The 17,497-nt window shown below is 69.8% G+C and carries 17 protein-coding genes and 1 tRNA gene; 13 read left to right on the forward strand and 5 right to left on the reverse strand.

Annotation, left to right across the window (positions count from 1 at the left end):
* Positions 1–102: 102 nt before the first annotated feature.
* Together AB0G84_RS10110 and AB0G84_RS10115 are read left to right on the forward strand one after the other, a co-directional pair.
* Positions 103–738, forward strand: a complete 636-nt coding sequence (locus AB0G84_RS10110) for an N-acetyltransferase family protein (protein WP_361318115.1) — start codon at positions 103–105, stop codon at positions 736–738.
* 117 nt (positions 739–855) lie between these two features.
* Positions 856–1,407, forward strand: coding sequence for a hypothetical protein (locus tag AB0G84_RS10115; RefSeq protein WP_361318117.1), 552 nt, complete (start codon positions 856–858; stop codon positions 1,405–1,407).
* A 68-nt stretch (positions 1,408–1,475) separates the two neighbouring features.
* On the opposite strand, the gene AB0G84_RS10120 is transcribed toward AB0G84_RS10115, so the two are convergent.
* Together AB0G84_RS10120 and AB0G84_RS10125 are read right to left on the reverse strand one after the other, a co-directional pair.
* The gene (locus tag AB0G84_RS10120; RefSeq protein ID WP_361318567.1) at positions 1,476–2,033 is read right to left on the reverse strand and encodes a pyridoxamine 5'-phosphate oxidase family protein; all 558 of its coding nucleotides are present in this window, start codon (positions 2,031–2,033) and stop codon (positions 1,476–1,478) included.
* Between the two features lie 375 nt (positions 2,034–2,408).
* Complete coding sequence (locus AB0G84_RS10125) at positions 2,409–3,176, reverse strand: class III extradiol ring-cleavage dioxygenase (protein ID WP_361318569.1); 768 nt, start codon at positions 3,174–3,176, stop codon at positions 2,409–2,411.
* Positions 3,177–3,341: 165 nt separating this feature from the next.
* Between AB0G84_RS10125 and AB0G84_RS10130 the strand changes: the two genes are divergently transcribed.
* Positions 3,342–3,839, forward strand: a complete 498-nt coding sequence (locus AB0G84_RS10130) for a MarR family transcriptional regulator (protein ID WP_361318119.1) — start codon at positions 3,342–3,344, stop codon at positions 3,837–3,839.
* A gap of 245 nt (positions 3,840–4,084) precedes the next feature.
* Here AB0G84_RS10130 and AB0G84_RS10135 read toward each other — a convergent pair whose 3' ends face one another.
* Positions 4,085–5,599 carry an MFS transporter gene (locus AB0G84_RS10135; protein ID WP_361318121.1) on the reverse strand — a complete coding sequence of 505 codons (1,515 nt, stop codon included), beginning with the start codon at positions 5,597–5,599 and terminating at the stop codon, positions 4,085–4,087.
* A gap of 138 nt (positions 5,600–5,737) precedes the next feature.
* Positions 5,738–6,445, reverse strand: a complete 708-nt coding sequence (locus tag AB0G84_RS10140; RefSeq protein WP_361318123.1) for a TetR/AcrR family transcriptional regulator — start codon at positions 6,443–6,445, stop codon at positions 5,738–5,740.
* Positions 6,446–6,680: 235 nt separating this feature from the next.
* Here AB0G84_RS10140 and AB0G84_RS10145 point away from each other — a divergent pair, with 235 nt between their 5' ends.
* Complete coding sequence (locus AB0G84_RS10145) at positions 6,681–7,928, forward strand: M6 family metalloprotease domain-containing protein (RefSeq protein WP_361318125.1); 1,248 nt, start codon at positions 6,681–6,683, stop codon at positions 7,926–7,928.
* A gap of 88 nt (positions 7,929–8,016) precedes the next feature.
* Here AB0G84_RS10145 and AB0G84_RS10150 read toward each other — a convergent pair whose 3' ends face one another.
* A complete protein-coding gene (locus AB0G84_RS10150; RefSeq protein ID WP_361318127.1) occupies positions 8,017–8,658 on the reverse strand; it encodes a TetR family transcriptional regulator in 642 nt (213 codons plus the stop codon).
* Positions 8,659–8,759: 101 nt separating this feature from the next.
* On the opposite strand from AB0G84_RS10150, the gene AB0G84_RS10155 reads away from it, so the two are divergent.
* From AB0G84_RS10155 to AB0G84_RS10195, 9 genes are all read left to right on the forward strand, one after another.
* On the forward strand, positions 8,760–8,924 hold the full coding sequence (locus AB0G84_RS10155) for a hypothetical protein (protein WP_361318129.1): 165 nt from the start codon (positions 8,760–8,762) through the stop codon (positions 8,922–8,924).
* On the forward strand, positions 8,921–9,211 hold the full coding sequence (locus AB0G84_RS10160; protein ID WP_361318131.1) for a hypothetical protein: 291 nt from the start codon (positions 8,921–8,923) through the stop codon (positions 9,209–9,211). Before AB0G84_RS10155 ends, AB0G84_RS10160 begins: the two co-directional genes overlap by 4 nt.
* Before the next feature lie 679 nt (positions 9,212–9,890).
* Positions 9,891–9,966 (forward strand) — tRNA-Arg (locus AB0G84_RS10165).
* Between the two features lie 526 nt (positions 9,967–10,492).
* A complete protein-coding gene (locus tag AB0G84_RS10170; protein WP_361318133.1) occupies positions 10,493–12,283 on the forward strand; it encodes a YwqJ-related putative deaminase in 1,791 nt (596 codons plus the stop codon).
* A gap of 26 nt (positions 12,284–12,309) precedes the next feature.
* Positions 12,310–12,777, forward strand: a complete 468-nt coding sequence (locus tag AB0G84_RS10175; protein WP_361318135.1) for an SUKH-3 domain-containing protein — start codon at positions 12,310–12,312, stop codon at positions 12,775–12,777.
* A 1-nt stretch (position 12,778) separates the two neighbouring features.
* The gene (locus AB0G84_RS10180; RefSeq protein ID WP_361318137.1) at positions 12,779–13,162 is read left to right on the forward strand and encodes a YwqJ-related putative deaminase; all 384 of its coding nucleotides are present in this window, start codon (positions 12,779–12,781) and stop codon (positions 13,160–13,162) included.
* Positions 13,155–14,105 carry an SUKH-3 domain-containing protein gene (locus tag AB0G84_RS10185; protein ID WP_361318139.1) on the forward strand — a complete coding sequence of 317 codons (951 nt, stop codon included), beginning with the start codon at positions 13,155–13,157 and terminating at the stop codon, positions 14,103–14,105. Before AB0G84_RS10180 ends, AB0G84_RS10185 begins: the two co-directional genes overlap by 8 nt.
* A 951-nt stretch (positions 14,106–15,056) precedes the next feature.
* Positions 15,057–15,230, forward strand: a complete 174-nt coding sequence (locus AB0G84_RS10190; RefSeq protein ID WP_361318141.1) for a hypothetical protein — start codon at positions 15,057–15,059, stop codon at positions 15,228–15,230.
* 743 nt (positions 15,231–15,973) lie between these two features.
* Positions 15,974–17,386, forward strand: a complete 1,413-nt coding sequence (locus AB0G84_RS10195) for a transcriptional regulator (protein ID WP_361318143.1) — start codon at positions 15,974–15,976, stop codon at positions 17,384–17,386.
* Positions 17,387–17,497 lie beyond the last annotated feature (111 nt).

Raw genomic sequence — 17,497 nt, forward strand, 5'->3', positions numbered from 1 at the left:
CCCGTCCGAAGGAAACAACGGCTGGAATCCGGACAGAATTCCCACACGGCTCCGCTATTTTTCTGATCATGCAGTACCCTGCACCACCACGAAGGAGGTCATATGCGGGTGGGACCGGGGGAAGTGCAGGTCAGGGCGGGCACCGAGGCGGATTTACCGGCTCTTACGGATCTTTACAACCACTACATCCGTGAGACCTGCATCACCTTCGACACGGAGCCCTTCACCAGCGAGCAGCGACGCCCGTGGTTGCTCTCCCACCCCCAAGACGGACCGCACCGCCTTCTGGTTGCCCAGGAAGCGGCAGACCGGGCGGAAATCCCGCAGAACGGGTCAGCGGATCCCCGTCACGGGTCAGCTGACACCCGTAACGGGTCGGCGGACACCCACCCCGGGGCAGCGCCGCCCGATGTCGCGGTTACCCCCGCACTGCTCGGCTATGCCACCAGCAGCGCCTTCCGCCCCAAGGCGGCGTACGGCCCGTCCGTGGAGGTCACCGTCTACTGCACCCCGCAGGCCACCGGCCGGGGCGTCGGCACCCTGCTGTACACGGCGCTGTTCGAGGCGCTGGCCGACGAGGACGTGCACCGGGCCTACGCCGGGATCACCCAGCCCAACGAGGCGTCCGTCCGGCTGCACACCCGCTTCGGCTTCCGGCACCTCGGCACGTTCACCGAGGTGGGTCGCAAGTTCGGCCGCTACTGGGACGTCGCCTGGTACCAGAAGGACCTGGGCTGAGGACGGCGCGCGGCCGGATGCACAGGCGGCCCGGCGCGGCCGCGGCCCGCCGCTCCGGTTGACGCCTGCGGTGCCCGGGTGTCGCCTGGACAGGAGGGCAAGCGAGAGGAGCCCGCCATGGACCAGCAGCACCCGCACCGGCACGGCGCCCGGGCCGCCCGCTCCCACGGCACCGTCGAGACCGAACACGGCGCCACCGCCACCGACGACACCCGGGCCGCCCCGCGGCACGCACGGCCGGCCTCGCTGGCGGACCGCATCCCGTCGACCGTGTGGGCGCCCCTCCTCGCCGCCCTGGCCTTCGGCTGCTTCACGATCTTCCGCACCCACACCGCCGGGGAGAAGGGCGGCTCGGCCCTGCTCTACGGGGTGGCCGGGGCCGTGGTCACCGGCATCCTGGGCCTGATCGTGGTCCACTTCCAGTCGTCGATGCTCTCCGAGACCCGGGCGGTCGCCTACGGTGCACTCTTCGGCCTCGCGATGGGCTGGGTCTACAGCCTGGGCGGGGAGATGATCGCCAAGTCGGTCGGCTTCGGGCTGCTCATGGGCGCGGTGATGTTCGTCGCCTCCCTGTACCTCTTCCGCGGACGGCGGGCCAGCGAACCGCACGGCCGGCACCGGCCGCACAAGGGCGAGCGGTCCCGGCAGCTGCCGGTGGCCACCCACTGAGCGAACGGCGGAGCGCCGGTCGGCGGCCCCCACCGGGCCGCCGACCGGCTACCGCTATCGAGCCCGCCTCACCCGTCTCCCCCGTCTCCCTCCTCCCCGGGCTCCCGCACCGCCCCTTCGTCCGCCTCCCGTGCCGCTGCCCCCTCGCCCGCCGGGAGCGGCGCATCCACCAGCAGCGACGCGTCCTGTGACGTCCGGCGGACGGTGCGCAACGGACGGCCCGGCCGCCAGCTCTCCAGCAGCAGATACGGCGCGTCGACGGAGGTCCGCACCACCTCCGTGAGCTCCGCCCGGAACAGGTGGAACTGCTCCGGCGGCCGCGCCTCGGCCGCATAGCGCGCGACCACCTCGGGGTCGGTCACCTCGACCGCCCGCCCGGACACCCGTACGTCACCAGCGGTCAGGTCGGTGCCCGGACCGGGGTTCGCGTGCAGTGAGAAGCGCGGATCGCGCCGCAGGTCGGCCACCTTGCGCGCGCCGGTCATCATGCCCAGCCACAGTTCGCCGTGGCGGAAGTCCGCCTCCAGACCGCCGAGCCGGGGTGCACCGTCCCGGCGGAGGGTGGCCAGCACATGGTGCCGGTGGGCCCCGAACCGCTGCCGCACCCGCGCGGCGAACTCCGGCACCGCCCCCTCGACCGCCGACCACCGGACCGCCCGCCCCGTCCGGTCCCCGCGGTCATCCGGGTCCGCCCCGCCAACCCGGTCCACTCCGTCAGCCCGGCCCACCCGGTCGACGCGCCCCGCCCGATGCGCCCCGCCAGCCCGGTCCACCCGCTCCCTGCCGTCGGCCCCGCCCGCACCGGCAGCGGCCGGACGTCCCGCCGCTGCCGCACCGCCAACGCTCTCGCCCACTGTTGTCATACGGCCCACCCTCTCCGCCATACCCGACACCCCCTGTCCGGTATTTCCCCGGGTTCCGCGCCGTACGAGCCGGCCGCCCCACAGCGAACATCCCCCGGGAGAGCTGGAGTTGGTACATCCGCACCGAGGGCCGGGGCCTCAGCCGTACTGCACCGACCGCTTGGCCAGCCCCATGCAGAACCCGTCGATCACGCTCCGCCCGCTGTCCAGCTGCCCCTGGGCCTCCGCGGCGCCCAAGGTCACGAACAGGGGCACGAAGTGTTCGGTGCGCGGATGGGCCAGCCGCCCGGCCGGCGCCTTGCGGGTGAAGTCGAGCAGGGCATCGAGGTCCTGGGCCTCCAGCGCCCGCCGCCCCCAGTCGTCGAACTCCGCCGACCAGGCGGGCGTCCCCCCGTTCCTCTCCCGCAGCGCCGCCAGGTTGTGGGTGAAGAAGCCGCTGCCGATGATCAGTACGCCCTCCTCCCGCAGCGGGGCGAGCCGGCGGCCGAGCGCCAGCAGCCGGGCCGGGTCGAGGGACGGCAGCGAGAGCTGGAGCACCGGGACGTCGGCGTCCGGATACATCTCGACGAGCGGGACGTACGCACCGTGGTCCAGCCCCCGGTCGGGCAGGTCCACCACGGGCGTGCCCGTCGAACGCAGCATCGCGCGGACCCGCTCGGCCAACGCCGGCGCACCGGGGGCCGGGTAGCGCACCTGGTAGTAGTGCGAGGGAAATCCCCAGAAGTCGTAGACGAGCGGGACCGTCGTGGTGGCGCCCAGTGCGAGCGGCGCCTCCTCCCAGTGCGCGGAGACGATCAACACCGCCTCCGGGCGCGGCAGCCCGGCGGACCAGGCGGCGAGTTGGCCCGGCCACCACGGGTCGTCGGCGAGGGGCGGTGCACCGTGACTGAGAAAGAGGGTCGGCATGAGGGACATCGCAACTCCATCGCGTCACACTGGGCGGTAGTCGGGACGTCAACAACATTCAGCCACCGCAGCCGCAGTACTTGAATGTTCAAGCGTCGTACCCCCACCTTAACGCGACGTTGTTAAAATTTAAATAACTCTCCGAGCGGTGAGAGAGTGGATGGTATGAGCACCGAACCCGCAACCGAGCCGCGCTGGCTCACCGATGAGGAGCAGTACGCGTGGCAGTGCTACCTCCACGCCACCACGCTCCTGGAGGACCACCTCGACCGCCAGTTGCAGCGCGACGCCGGGATGCCGCATGTCTATTACGGCCTGCTCGTCCAGCTGTCCCGGGCCCCGCGGCGCCGTATGCGGATGACCGAGCTGGCTCAGAACGCCAAGATCACCCGCTCCCGGCTCTCCCATGCGATCGCCCGCCTGGAGAAGAACGGCTGGGTCCGCCGGGAGAACTGCCCCTCCGACAAGCGGGGCCAGAACGCCCACCTCACGGACGAGGGGATGCGGGTACTGGAGAAGTCCGCCCCCGGCCATGTCGCCGCGGTGCGCGCGGCGATATTCGACCGCCTCTCCCCGGAACAGGTCGGCCAACTGGCGGAGATCTGCCGGGTGATGTCCGAGGGGCTGCAACCGCAGGGCGCCGACCTCCCCTGGCTCCGTTGACTGGTCAGCGGAGCCGGACGAGGCCGGCGCACGGGCAGGTGGGCGGCGGGGAGGCCGACGGCTGCCGGGACCTGCCGTGGGGGAGATCGACGACTGCCGGGACCCGCCGCCCCGGCCGGCGCCCGGGAGGGTTGAACCGCGGGATCCGGACGTAGGAGTGAGGTAGGAGTCCGGTAAGAATCACGGGGCGCGGCGGCGCAGGGACGCGCCCCCGCGCGCCCGCCCCGCCGCCGCGCCCCGCCGGCTCAGTGCGCCAGCACCGGCACCGGCACCTCGTCCTCGGCCACCGCATCGTCCGAGGAGGCCACCGGCGAACCGGCGCCCGGGCGTCCGGTGTTGATGAGGGTGAAGGCGATCGCCCCGGCCAGCGCCAGGATGCCGACCGCCCACCAGATCGCGGTGGTGTAGCCGTGCACCATCGACTGGAGCTTGAGCAGGCCCAGCGAGCGGGCCCCGGCCGCGTGCGCGGTGGCGTACGCGGTGGTGGCGCTGGCCGCGATGGTGTTCAGCAGGGCGGTGCCGATCGCGCCACCCACCTGCTGCGAGGTGTTGACCATCGCGGAGGCGACACCCGCGTCGCGCGGCTGGACACCGTGCGTGGCCAGCGACATGGCCGGCATGAACGCCGTACCCATGCCGAGGCCCATCAGCAGGAAGCCCGGCAGGATCAGCGCGGGGTAGGACGTGTCCAGGTCGATCTGGGTCAGCACGAGCATGCCGGTCGCGGCGACCACGAAGCCCGGCGCCATCAGCAGCCGCGGCCGGACGCGGGTCATCAGCCGGGCACCGATCTGGGTGGAACCGGTGATCATGCCGGCGACCATGGGCAGGAACGCCAGGCCGGTCTCGACCGGGGTGTAGCCCTTCACGATCTGCAGGTAGTAGGTCAGGAAGAGGAAGAGGCCGAACATGCCGATCACGGCCAGGCCCAGCGAGGCGTAGACACCGGCGCGGTTGCGCTCGGCGACCACCCGCAGCGGCAGCAGCGGGGCCTTCACTCGGGACTCGACCAGCACGAACGCCAGCAGCAGCACGGCCGCGGCGGCGAACAGCCCGAGCGTCGGACCAGCCAGCCAGCCGTCGGACTCGGCGCGGGTGAACCCGTAGACCAGCGAGACCAGGCCGAGGGTGGCCAGCACCACGCCGGGCAGGTCCAGCCGGGCGGGGTTGCGGCTGCCCGCGGGCTCACGGATGACCAGCAGCGCACCGGTCGCGGCGACCACGGCGAACGGGATGTTGACGAAGAAGGTCCAGCGCCAGTTCATGTACTCGGTCAGGACGCCGCCCAGGATCAGGCCCACGGCGCCACCACCACCGGCGATCGCACCGAAGATGCCGAACGCCTTGGCGCGCTCCCTGGCCTCGGTGAAGGTCACCGCCAGCAGGGACAGCGCGGCGGGAGCCAGCAGCGCACCGAAGACGCCCTGCAGCGCCCGGGCGCCCAGCAGCACGCCCTCGTTGGCCGCGGCCCCGCCGAGCGCGGAGGCCGCCGCGAAGCCGACCAGACCGGTGAGGAAGGTCCGCTTGCGCCCCCACAGGTCGGCCACCCGGCCGCCGAAGAGCAGCAGACCGCCGAAGGCCAGCGCATAGGCGGTGATCACCCACTGCCGGTTGGCGTCGGTGATCCCGAGGTCCTTCTGGGCGGAGGGCAGCGCGATGTTCACGATGGTCGCGTCCAGGACGACCATCAGCTGGGCGAGGGCGATGAATATCAGCGCTTTCCAGCGCCGGGGATCGACGTTCGAGGAGGTTTCAGGCATGGCGGGATCCACCTAGGGACACGTAAGAGCGAAGAACGGGAAGAGTGGTGCGGATGGTGTGGGTAGTGCGGGTAGTGCGAGTGGGGCAAGCAAGGCAGCGGGGCGGGAGCCGGCGGTGCCGTGCCGCCCCGCCGGAGATCAGGCGCGGCGCCTGAGGTCTTCCAAGGTCACCGCGGAGCCGGGCAGTTCGGAGCGGGCGGGCGCCTGCAGGCCGTCCAGGAGCAGCTCCAGGTGCCGGTGGACGAACCGGTCGAAGTCCGCGCACCCGCCCCCGGACTCCGCCCCGGGGGACCGCCACCCCGGCAGCGGCCGGGTGAGCTGGGTGAGCGCGACCATCAGGTCACCGACGGCGACATCGGTGCGCAGCCGGCCGCTGTCGCGCGCGGCGCTCATGACGGCCTCCACCGCCGCCTCCAGGCGCTCGCGCGCCGCGAGCAGAGCGGGATGGTCGCGGTCGACGCTGTCCGAGAGCAGCGAGCACAGGGCTCCGATCCGCTCCTCCACGGCGTCGTGGGCAAAGCGCCTCAGCGCTCGGAAAGCATCGGACTCCTCGGCGAGAGCACGCTCCGCGAGGTCCGCGGTACGGGACATGACGGAGAGCGTGACGTGGTGGATCAACTCCGGTCGATCCGGGAAGTGACGGTAGAGCGTCGCATTGCCGACCCCTGCGCGTCGAGCGATTTCATCGAGCGGGACCTCGGGCCCGGACTCGACCATCGTTTCGCGGGCGGCCGCGACGATCCGCTCGCGATTGCGCTGGGCATCGGCCCGCAGACGGTGCGGCTGCCCCGGTACGGGGGACACCGCGCACCGGTCGGACGTCGCGCGGTCGACGGCGGCGGTCATCCGGCTCACTCCTCTCGAAAGGCTCGACGGGCAGGGCTTCTCGGCCACCGGCTCCGGAGACGGTGAACCGGGGAAGCACTCCCCGGTTCGTACGGACGCCTGGTCAAACGGGGAGAAGGTCCCCGGATATTTCCCGGCGCCGCTGTGATTCGCACCACGGCCCCGGGTGTCCGGATGCGTCCAGTCGGTGCAACCCCGCGCGCGGGGGAATGCCGGGCACCGCAGGGTGAGCGGTATGAGGCTGAAGGTAACCGCGGTGCTGGCCGCAGGCGCGGCCACCGCGGCTGCGGCGATAGCCCTGGGCTCGCCGCCCCGCGCCGTGGCCATACCTCCGGGGCCGGGCGCCCCGCCGACCGGCCCGTGCGCCCTGCGCGGCATCTCCAACGATGTGGCCGAGTCCACCGACACCCCCGCCGGCTTCGCCCGCTCGTCCGGCGTCGTGAAGGCGCTGACCCTCTTCGTCGACTTCCCGGACGCCCCCGCCACGATGCCGCCCAGCGTGCGCTTCGCCGAGTTCTTCCCGGCCGCGACCGAATTCTTCCGGATCAGCTCCTACGGCCGGCTCAACTACCTGCCGATACCGCTCTTCCGCTGGATCCGCATGTCACGCCCGCTCGCGGCGTACGGCATCGAGCGCGGCACCACCTTCGACCCGGCCTCGGACAGCGGCTACCACGCACTGTCCCGGGAGGTGGTCGACGCGATCGACCCGATCGTCGACTTCCGCGCGTACGACGTCATCAACGTCATCGCCGCGCCCAACGCCGGCCCGCCCGCGACCCGTACGGTGCTGTCGGTCACCTTCAGCGGCGGGGACATGGGGCTGCGGACCGCCGACGGGGTGCCGTTCCGGAACGCGTCGTTCATCTGGAGCCGGCAGACCGGGATGAGCGCCTTCCGCGTCCTCAACCACGAGAACGCGCACAGCTTCGGGCTGCCCGACCTCTACTACACCGACGAGCGCCGGACCCCGCCCCTGGTCGGCCACTGGGACCCGATGGACGAGGACTGGGGCCCGAGCAACGACTTCGTCGGCTGGCACAAGTGGAAGCTCGGCTGGCTCTCCGCCGGCCAGGTGCACTGCGCACCGCCCCGCGGCACCCCCGGCGAACACACCCTGACCCCGGTCTCCACCCCCGGCGGCACCAAGATCGTGGTGATCCCCACCTCCCCGCACACCGCACTCGTCGCCGAGGCCCGCACCCGCGGCCTGCTCGACCCCACGGTCTGCCGGCCTGGCATCCTGCTCTACCGGATCGCCACCGACGTCCCCTCGGGCCGCGGCCCGATGCGCATCGTGGACGGCACCCCGCACAGCGGCGGCTGCTTCCAGGCCAGCCAGTACGTCGACCCGGAGCTGACCGACGCCACCTTCCGCCCCGGCGAGACCTACACCGACCCGGCCAGCGGCGCCTCGATCACCGTCCTCACCGAGAACCAGGACGGCAGCTACCGCGTACGGGTCACCCCGGCCCGCGCCTGACCCACACCCCTACCTGCCGACGGACCGCCACACAGCCCCACCGACCAACCGCCCCCGGCCGGAACACGCCGGCCCACCCCGGACCGGCTCATCCCCGGCCCTCCTCCTGCCAGTGCCGCCGCCCGATGCTGATCAGTCGCAGCTGCCGACGGGCCGTCCACACCACCTGGTCGGCCGCCCCCGGCGCCCCGTCCGCCTCGGCGTCGAGGAACTCCGCGGCCGTCGTCACCAGCCGGTCCACATACAGCTCGGCCAGCATCCGGACGTCGTCCTCGCCCCAGCCCTCCGACACCGGCTGGGACCCCAGCGCCGCCGCGACCTCCTGCGCGAACCGGTCCAGCTCGTCCGCGATGGCCCCCCGCACCGCCCGCACCCCACCGTGCCGCTCCCGCGCCACGAACCGGATGTGCAGCGGGTGTTGCCGCACATGCTCCACCACGACCGCGACCGTACGGTCGATCCGCTCCTCGGCCCCGTCCTGTTCGGCGAGGATCGCCCGCACCATCGCATGCAGACTGCCCAGCGCCTCCTCCACCAGCGCGACGCCCAGCTCCCCCATGTCCCGGAAGTGCCGGTAGAAGGCGGTCGGGGCGATCCCCACCACCCGCGTCACCTCCCGCAGCCCCAGGCTGCTCAGACTCTGCTCCTCCAGCAGCTCGAGCGCCGCGTCCAGCAGCGCCTGACGGGTCTTCTGCTTCTGTGCCTGGCGGACTCCGACGATGTGACTCATGTCATCCAGTAAACAACCGTTCTCCGAACTTCTCCACTCCTCGTACGCCGTATGCTGGAGCCACTGAGTGAACAACTGTCCTCCGAGTTGGAAAGGCAATCATGCTCTTCCTCGTCGCTGCCCTCCTCCTGATGGGGATCGCGCTGGGCACCGCGGCACACCTCCCCCTCCCCGTCACCCTCGTCGCCGCAGCCGTCATCGGCGGCTGGCTGCTGGTCTTCTTCGTCCGCGAACGCCGCCACCAGTCCGAGGTGAACTCCCGATGACCACCCTGACCGAAGCCCGGCCGAGCACCCCCGCCGCCGCAGCCGGCCCCCGCTCGCACGCCGACGGCATGGCCGTGGCCTCCTTCATCCTCGGCCTGCTCGGCACCCTGGTCCTCAACATCGTGCTCGGCCCCTGCGCCCTGGCCCTCGGCGGCCTGGCCCTGGCCCGCGGCACCACCCGCCGCGGCCGCGCCCTCCTCGGCCTCACCCTCGGCGCCGCCGACCTCCTCATCCTGGCCCTCCTCGTCACCACGGACGGCACGGTCAGCTGGAACATCCCGGGCTGACGCCCCTACCTCCGGGCGCCGGCCCGTCCCGCCGGCGCCCAGCCCCTCGGGCGGAGCGAGTACGCCGCTTCACCGCCGCCGAGGCCCCGCCACTTCGACCTGGACGAAGCCGTCACCGGACCCAACGGTCGGCCATCCGGCGCTCGTCATCATCGCGGCGAACCCCCTGTGGGCCACACTCCACCGCGCGACCGCCTTCTCCGACTCCGCGCCCCGACGCCCATCGATGCAGCCCGGATCACCCTCCAAGTCTTGGCCGTAGGCGGCTTCACAACTCCCACCGCCGCCAAGGCACTTCAGACATGCCCCGGGATTCCGCACCCGGTTGCCCCCGAGCGCCCGACTTTCCCCGCGGGTACTCACCAGCCGGGCGCCACCCGAACCGAAGTCGTCCGCGCCCGCGCCTTATCCCGCCTCCGGGATGGCCCCGGCCCGCCTTCCCCTGCCGCCAACCCGCCGGCCACCCCATCCGGTCCGCCGCACGACAAGCCCCCGCCCCCGCACTCCCCCACTCGGCCCCTCAGCACCCACAGCTCCGAACGCGGAGCAAACCCCACCCGCTACACTGACGGCGGTGGCCCAGGCCTTACCGTCAGGCCACCGCAGCCTGTCGGTGGGCTGACCTGGGCAATCGCGTCCTCTTCGACCGATTTTCCAGCACGTTTCCCGACAGCTCCCCGCCTCCGTAGCTCAGGGGATAGAGCACCGCTCTCCTAAAGCGGGTGTCGCAGGTTCGAATCCTGCCGGGGGCACCATGCCGCACAGGCCGAACGCCTCCGCGATCACGGATCACGGAGGCGTTGACGGCAATCTCACGACCGTGCTGCTTGAGCAGCCGATCCGTTGCCCCTCACCTCACGCCGACTGTCGTCGTTCGCGTGCGGATAAACCTCATCCTGACCGCGGTCTGCGAGTGCCCGGGACTCCATCGCCCCGGCGCGGGTCACCCCCTGTCAGCTCTCGTCCGCGGTACCACGGGCCCGGGTGCCAGCCGGCCTGCCGGACGCACTCCTCCAGGCCGACAGCCGGGTGGCGCTGGGTGTCCAGCGCGAGGGGGCGGGCGCTGTCGTCGGTGCGCAGCCGCCGCAGTACGGGCCAGGCCAGCCGCTCGCGCGCTGCGTGAGCCGGCCCCACCGCCGCCCGCAGTGGAGTCGGCGCAGAGGCCGCCCTCGTGGTTGACGGCTGTGGACTTCAGCAAGCTCATCATTGGCTTGAGGACCCCTCCACCCAGATGAGAGCGTGTGATCATCTGACTTACGGTTTACGGGGGATGGGTTTCACGTGGGCGTTGTACTGCCGGGGTGGGCGGACGAACTGCTTGACCTGATCGGCGTCTCGTGGCCGAATGTCGATGAAGATGACTATCGCGAAATGGCCCACGCCATGCGAGAGTTCGCCGACGACATCGGTGAAGGCGCCAACGAAGCACACAACGCCATCCAGAACCTGGTGAACTCGGCAGGCGGCTCTCTCGCTGCGGAGGCACTCAACGCGCACTGGGGAAAGGTCAACGGCAAGCACCTCACGGGCCTTGCCGACTGCGGTCGCATGGCGGCCACCGCCATGGACGGCGTCGCAACCCTCATCGAGGGCGCGAAGATCGGCGCGCTGGTCCAGCTGGGCATCCTGGCTGCGGAGGTCATCGCCGCCCAGGCCGCAGCACCCTTCACCCTCGGGCTCTCCGAACTGGGCGCGCTGGGCGCGACGCAGGCGACCCGCGTGATCCTCAAGCGGCTGTTCAAGGAGGTCTGCCAGCAGGTTGCCGAGCAGGTCGTCAGCATCGCCCTCACTCCGGTCGAGGAGGCTTTGGGAGCGATGGTCGGCGACCTGGTCGTCCAGCTCGGCGCCAACGCCCTTGGCGTCAAGAACGGCGTGGACCTGAGCCAGACCGGCAAGGCAGGCAAGGCGGGCTTTACCCAGGGCGTGCAGGATGCCAAGGGAGCTTCGAAGCCAGCAGCGGACAAACCCATGGAACTCCTCAGCGCCAACGGCAGCAGTGGCGGAGGAAGTGGTGGTGGCGCCGGAGGCAATGGGGGGTTCAGTTTCGACGCCGACGAGCACGACCGCGTGGTGACGAGCCTGGAGAGCGCGGGCAGCACATTCCGCAACAAGGCCGGCGGCAAGATCGGGCGGGCCAAAAGCCATCACGGGCGTACCCGGGGCAAGGATGCCATCGCCGATGCGGCAAACGTGATGCTGGACAAGGTCGTCGACGGCATTGAGGACGGCGTCAAGAAGACCGCCAAGCACCTCGACGACAACATGACCCGCGGCATCAAACAGATGGCCAAGAACCACCACGACAACGACAAGGGACTCGCCGACCACTTCAAGAGCCTCGGAAAGGGAGACGCGAAGGACCCGAAGGCTCCCGGAGCGGGTGGGGCCACAGGCGGTCACGGTGGACCGGGCGGCGGAAAGGGACCGGGAAGCCCCGGCAACCGACCCCCGGGTGGGGGCGATGGCCCGCAGGGGCAACCCATCAACCCTCCCTGGCACGGACAGAGTGCATGGGGGATGAAGAACTACCATGGTCGCGCCCTGGACGTGAGTGGCCTGAGCCACGACCAGAGGCTCAGGCTGCTAGAGGAAGAGTCGCGGCGCTTGGCGAACAAGGCCCACACAGCCGCGCCGGGGAAGTCGGGCGTTGAAACACCGGGCGCATATCGCATCAAGAATGGATGCTCCGGAAGCTTTCTTCACAACGGCGTGATCACCGGACACACCAGCTCCACCAAATCGGGAGGCAATGTAGCCATCGATGTTCATCCCGAACTCAAGAAGATGCTGGATGACATTGAACAAGAGGGCAACATCAGTGCGGGGCACGGAAAGTGCGCCGAGGTGGCCCTGATATCAGACAGGTTGAAGGACTTGGATCCTGATGGTACGCGTTTGACCAGTCAGCAAGCCCTGAAAAACGAGTTGGCGGGGGGAGTCACGCACTGCAACAACATCGGGGACAGGAAGAGGGGTGGCGAGATAATCGAGGCACACGGGGATTACAAGGAGCCCTGTGACTCCTGCAAGCGGATGCTACCGAGGCTCGGTATCATCCCGCATAGAAGCTAGTTAGGCGCTGAGGATTGGCAGAAACCGTGATCGGTGAAGAAGAAGTCAGATCTTGGCTGGCGGAGCACGGCTGGTTCCCCGGTCGGGACATCGGCGAGGAGGCCGACCGGCTCGTTTCGGCCAGGGTACGAGACTTCGCCAACCAAGGCGAAGACATTGTTCCACTGCCGTGCGCAACGGCTTTCGTGCACGAGTACGGAAATCTTGAACTCCCCTACCCGCGGAGCCCGAGCATCAAGATGGTGGTGACGCCGACATTCGGGTACGACGACGACGCCGAAGACATAGTCGAGCTCAGCCAAAGTCTCGGTAGGCCGATTTTCCCCGTGGCATACGAAACGCGAGAGTTCGGCATCCTGCTGATGGATGACACCGAGCGACTATTTTACCTGCACGAGACGGGTTCTTACTTCGTGGCCGAGCGACCGATCGAGGCATTCGCCAAGCGCCTGGAAGGAAGCCGTCTGCAGGATGCGGAGGATTTCTTTGTATAGCGTGGCCCCAGGTGTCGCATCATCGCTGCTCATCAACGATATGGTGCTCAGCCAGACCAACCTCACGGGCGAGGGGAAACCCAACCTTCATCCGGCAGTCGACCACTTCTTCCGCTTCCTGCCCGTACAGTTGAGGGAACCATTTGCGGGCTACTGCGCCGAATCGGCACTCGTCTCGGACCAGTTGTGGCATTTGGACGAGCAGCAGGCGGACGAGAGCCCTACCACACTGAAAGCCGCGGCACCACACTTCTCGGGTGCCGTGATTCTGTCGCGACTTATTCGTGAGCAGGGTGACCCGGAACATGGCAAGCCAACGCTGCCCTGCCGGTCTTGCACCGCGCTGCTTGACGAACTCGGCGTGAGGATCATGGGCCGTGAATGACGAGGGGCAAGAACTCCACTCGGCAGGATGGCACCCCGGGCGGGATGCCGGCAACGACGCGATGCTCGCGATACTGGAGACCGTAAGCACAGTCGCGCAGTCGGGCCCTGGACGATGGGCGGTCTTCCCAGCCGCAGAACAAAGCATTCGGGAGTTCTACGGGTTGACCTTCCGACCCACCTTTCCTGGGCTTCAGGTGGCCGCCACAGGGTGCACGGTAGACCCCCGCCTCGGCCGGTACACCCACAACTCCCTGGCCGCATTGAGTGAGGGCCTGGGAGTCAAGCTGTTCCCCTTCGGCCGCACCGACTCTGCTGCCCTGCTCGCGATCGACGAGCGGGCTCGTCTGTTCTCCATCGATCACAGCGGCTCGTGGCTCCTCGGCGCTTCGCCCAAGGAGGGAGTCACCGCCCTGCTTCAAGGCAAGCGGCCCGAACGGGTGGCGGGCGAGAAGCGGGAATGGCACCTCCAGAACATGGCAGGGGAAAGTGTCCTTACCGACGCGGTGAAGACTGCCACGGCCCTGGCCTTCATCCTGGATCGCCACTCTGTACTGAAAACGGACACGCTCCGGCTGCATGCGCGCAGGGAATCCAGGTTCGCCAGCGAACCGATTGATGTCGAACTCTCGCTACAGGATGCCTCATTGGAGGAGGCAACACTGCGTGCTGTTGAGGAAATGCGTTCCCGTTTGCAGGCTGCGGGCTTCGGGGCCATCGATCTGGACCTTACGTTGGTAGCGGCGCAGGGCAGGACCGATGGCAGTCATGCAAGCGCGCAGTCGGCGGCACCGCGAATCGACTGTGCGTTGGCTGCGGCAGACGATGACCCCCGCTTGCTGCGGGTGGAATTGGCAGCACCGGCCGGCCGGCTGGCCTTCGAGCAGGAGAACGTCGCGGCCGCCCAGGCGGAGATCGACAAGTACGTGGAGTCACGAGGGTAGCCAGAGGGAAGCCAAGTACTGCCTGCCTGGAGGAACGACTGACTTCCCTGAGGGAAGGTGGGGCGCGAACGCCACGGCAGCAAGGCCTCACTCACGGGTGACCGAACCTTCGCGCGCGGGTGTGTACGCCGGTCAGAGGGCGTAGCTGTGGTGGCCCCAGGACGGGGCGGCGATCATTCTCTGGGAGGACCGTGCTGCAGGACGGCGTACACCGGAGCGCTGCGGTTGGTGTGGGTGCCGTCGCCGAGCTGGCCGTAGTCGTTCGCCCCCGGGCCGCGAAGGTGCGACCGAGGAGGGCAAGATTTGTGCAGACCGCCGCCGGCGATAGCCACAGCATTCATCAGGTCGTGCACCTGCCCGGCATCGCACGGTTGGCGTCCACCTGTCCTCGAGCTCCCCAGACCGTTGTAGTCCCACGCATCGACCTCGCCGCCGGACAACATCACCTCCCGAAGCTGGCGTTGCCGGCGACATCATCCGCTCTCCCCGCCGCTCCGGACTCGACCGTGCTCGACGGCCACCACGGTGAACAGGGCGGCCGCTCCGCCGAGAAGAATCAGGTGAAGGGACCCGGCGATCCACAGCCGCAGCCACATCAGCCCGCCGCCCGCCACTACCGCCGTGCAACCGCTGATCCACGCTCCGCGGCGCGCCGCACGAGCGGTCCGTAGGCCGGGAGAGCCGAAGTCGTCACCCGAGAGGTACATACGCGCTCCGAGCCAGACAACGAGTGCCGCTGACATCGGAAGCAGGAGGGCCGCAAGGCCGACATCCACCCATAACGGAGGCCATCTCATAGCCACCAGCATGCCTCCGGGGACGATGCCGGGCATGTGGTCTCGGTCCGGTCGGATCCGTACGGGCGGTTCCTGCCACGGCTCGGATCCTGCGAGAAGGTCGAGCCAGGCAATTCGCCTGCGATGGTGGGTGGCTGGGCGTACGATGCGCGCCATGGCGACCACATGCGTCCCAGACGCCGCCGAGGCCAACGAGCGCATACGTGCGTTCATGGTCCAACGCGCCGGTCGGCCGCTGTGGGCCGAGGAGCAGGACGAGTACGAGCGGCTGCTCACGACCTGGGCCGCGGCCCTGAGCGCCGCTACGCCGGCCGAGCGGGAACACTGACCCGCTGACTTTCGGGGCGCTTACCCACCCGTTCCTCTTGACGACCGTAAAACATCATGCAGCGATGCGCCTTGGGCAACCGTGTTGTGGTTCAGGCTGGTTGGGCTGTCCATTGAGCGAATTTTCGGGGTAAGCGTCGCGGAAGTGAGAAGCGCTGGCGCCTTCGGGGAATCGACCCTTGCGGAAAACGCTCTCCGGGAATCACCACTTCCCGGAGAGTGGCATTCGCCATTCGTCGCACAGGCGAAAGGGGCAAGGAATGTGTGCCGGGCGAGGAGCACGCCACCACAGGGGCCGGGCGCCCAGTGGAGCGGGGGTCTGGGCTACACGGGCCCGGGAGCCGGAGTCCGTGCGGGGTGCAGTAGTTGAGGGTTTGGTCTTTGTGGACGGGTGCGTTGGCGTACGGCCGTTCTGGGGGCAGGCGTGCGTTTTGTGGAGCGGGCGGGGGCGGCGGGGTGGAGTGCGGTGGCGTGGCGTGTGTAGGCGGTCTGACGTGGGGTGTTGCGTGGGGTGTGTACGGAACGGCGCGCGAGTATGCGGTGGGCGCGCGTTGTGGAGTGGACGCAACCGAGCGTCGCCTGACGACTCCGTGTGCGCCTTCGCCACGGTGCGCGATGCCATGGCGGCGACTTGACTTCGGTCATGGCGATTCGCTCCCGCTTGTTGGGTAATGACCTGTCCAGTTCCGGTATCACTGGATATGCCAACGTGAAGCGTTGGCGGCATGTGCTTGGAGGCGCACCATGGCCGCCCGACCACTCGTCGCGCGACAGATCAACCAGCAGCTGCGTTCACTTATCCAGGAGGCCGCGGTGTCCAACTCGGGGTTGGCCCGCCAGGTCAACGTCCTCGGACAGGAACAGGGTCTGGATCTGCGGTACGACAAGACGTCCGTGAGCAGGTGGCTGCGAGGGCAACGGCCGCGCGGACGCGTCCCTGCCATTATCGCCGAAGCACTGAGCAGCAAACTCGGTCGGACGGTTTCGACCGAAGAGATCGGCATGGCCAACGGCAACAGCGTGACGTGCGGGGTCGGGCTGCACTTCGCGGCGGACGTGGAGGACGCGCTGGCCCAGGTGTGCGAACTGTGGCACATGGACGTCGAGTCGAGGGAGGCGCTGACCGGTACGACCATGGGCGCCTCGGCGCTGGTCGAACCCAGCCGGGACTGGCTGATCAGCTCCGTCGACCCGGAGGTGGCGCGGACCCGGCAGGTGGGTCCGCGGGCGGGGACGGCCGAGGTGGAGCTGGTGCGGGCGACCACGGACGCCCTGGTGGAGCTGGACCACCGGATCGGTGGCGGCTATGTGCGGCCGGTGGTGGTGTCCTGCCTGAACAGCGTGCTGTCGGGGCTGATGACCGGGAGCTACGGCGAGACCACCGGGCGCCAGCTGTTCGCGGCGGCGGCGCGGCTGACCGAGTTCGCTGGGTACACCGCTTTGGACACCGGCCAGCCGGGGCTGGCGCAGCGGTACTACATCCAGGCGTTGCGGCTCGCGCAGGCGGCCGACGACCGCTGCTACGGGGGCTACGTCCTCGCGGCCGGGCTGAGCCATCTCGCCGTCGACTCCGGGTGCGCCAGGGAGGCGGTGCAGTTGGCACGGGCCGCCCAGGAAGGGACCCGGGGGCAGGCGCCGCTGGCCGCCCAGGCGCTGTTCTACGTGGCCGAGGCCCGGGGCTACGCCCTGCTGGGGGACTCGCGGATGTGCGGGATGCTCGGGGACAAGGCCATGGAGGCGCTGACGCACGCCGCTCCGGCCGACACCCCCGAGTGGATCGCCCACTTTGACCGGGCCTACCTGGCCGACGAGTTGGCGCACTGCTACCGCGACCTGCAGCAGCCGCGGCAGGCGGCCCGCCGGGCCACCGAGGCGCTGGCCCGGCATCCGCGGAACCGGGTGCGCCGCCGGACGATCGATCTGCTGCTGCTGGCCTCCGCGCTGGTGCAGGCCGGGGACGTCGAGGAGGCCTGCCGGGCGGCGGAGCAGGCGGTGGCGCTGCTCGTCCGGCTCCGGTCGGCGCTCTGCGAGCGGTACCTGGAGACCTTCCGGGCCGACCTGCGGCCCTACCAGGACACCAAGCCGGCCAGCGAGTTCGACGCCCTGGTGCAGGAGAGCGACGTACGGGTGCCGCTGCAGCGCGCGTCCAGCCGGTGACGGCGAAGCGCCGACGGCCAGGTGGCTCGTCCCGTTCCGCGGGGGAGGTGGCGCGGAGCCGGTGCTGCCTGGCCGTCGGCTGTCGGTGCGGCTCCGGGCGGTGCGCGGAGC

The organism is Streptomyces sp. NPDC020742 (assembly GCF_040641675.1).
In the GTDB taxonomy this organism is placed as follows: domain Bacteria; phylum Actinomycetota; class Actinomycetes; order Streptomycetales; family Streptomycetaceae; genus Streptomyces.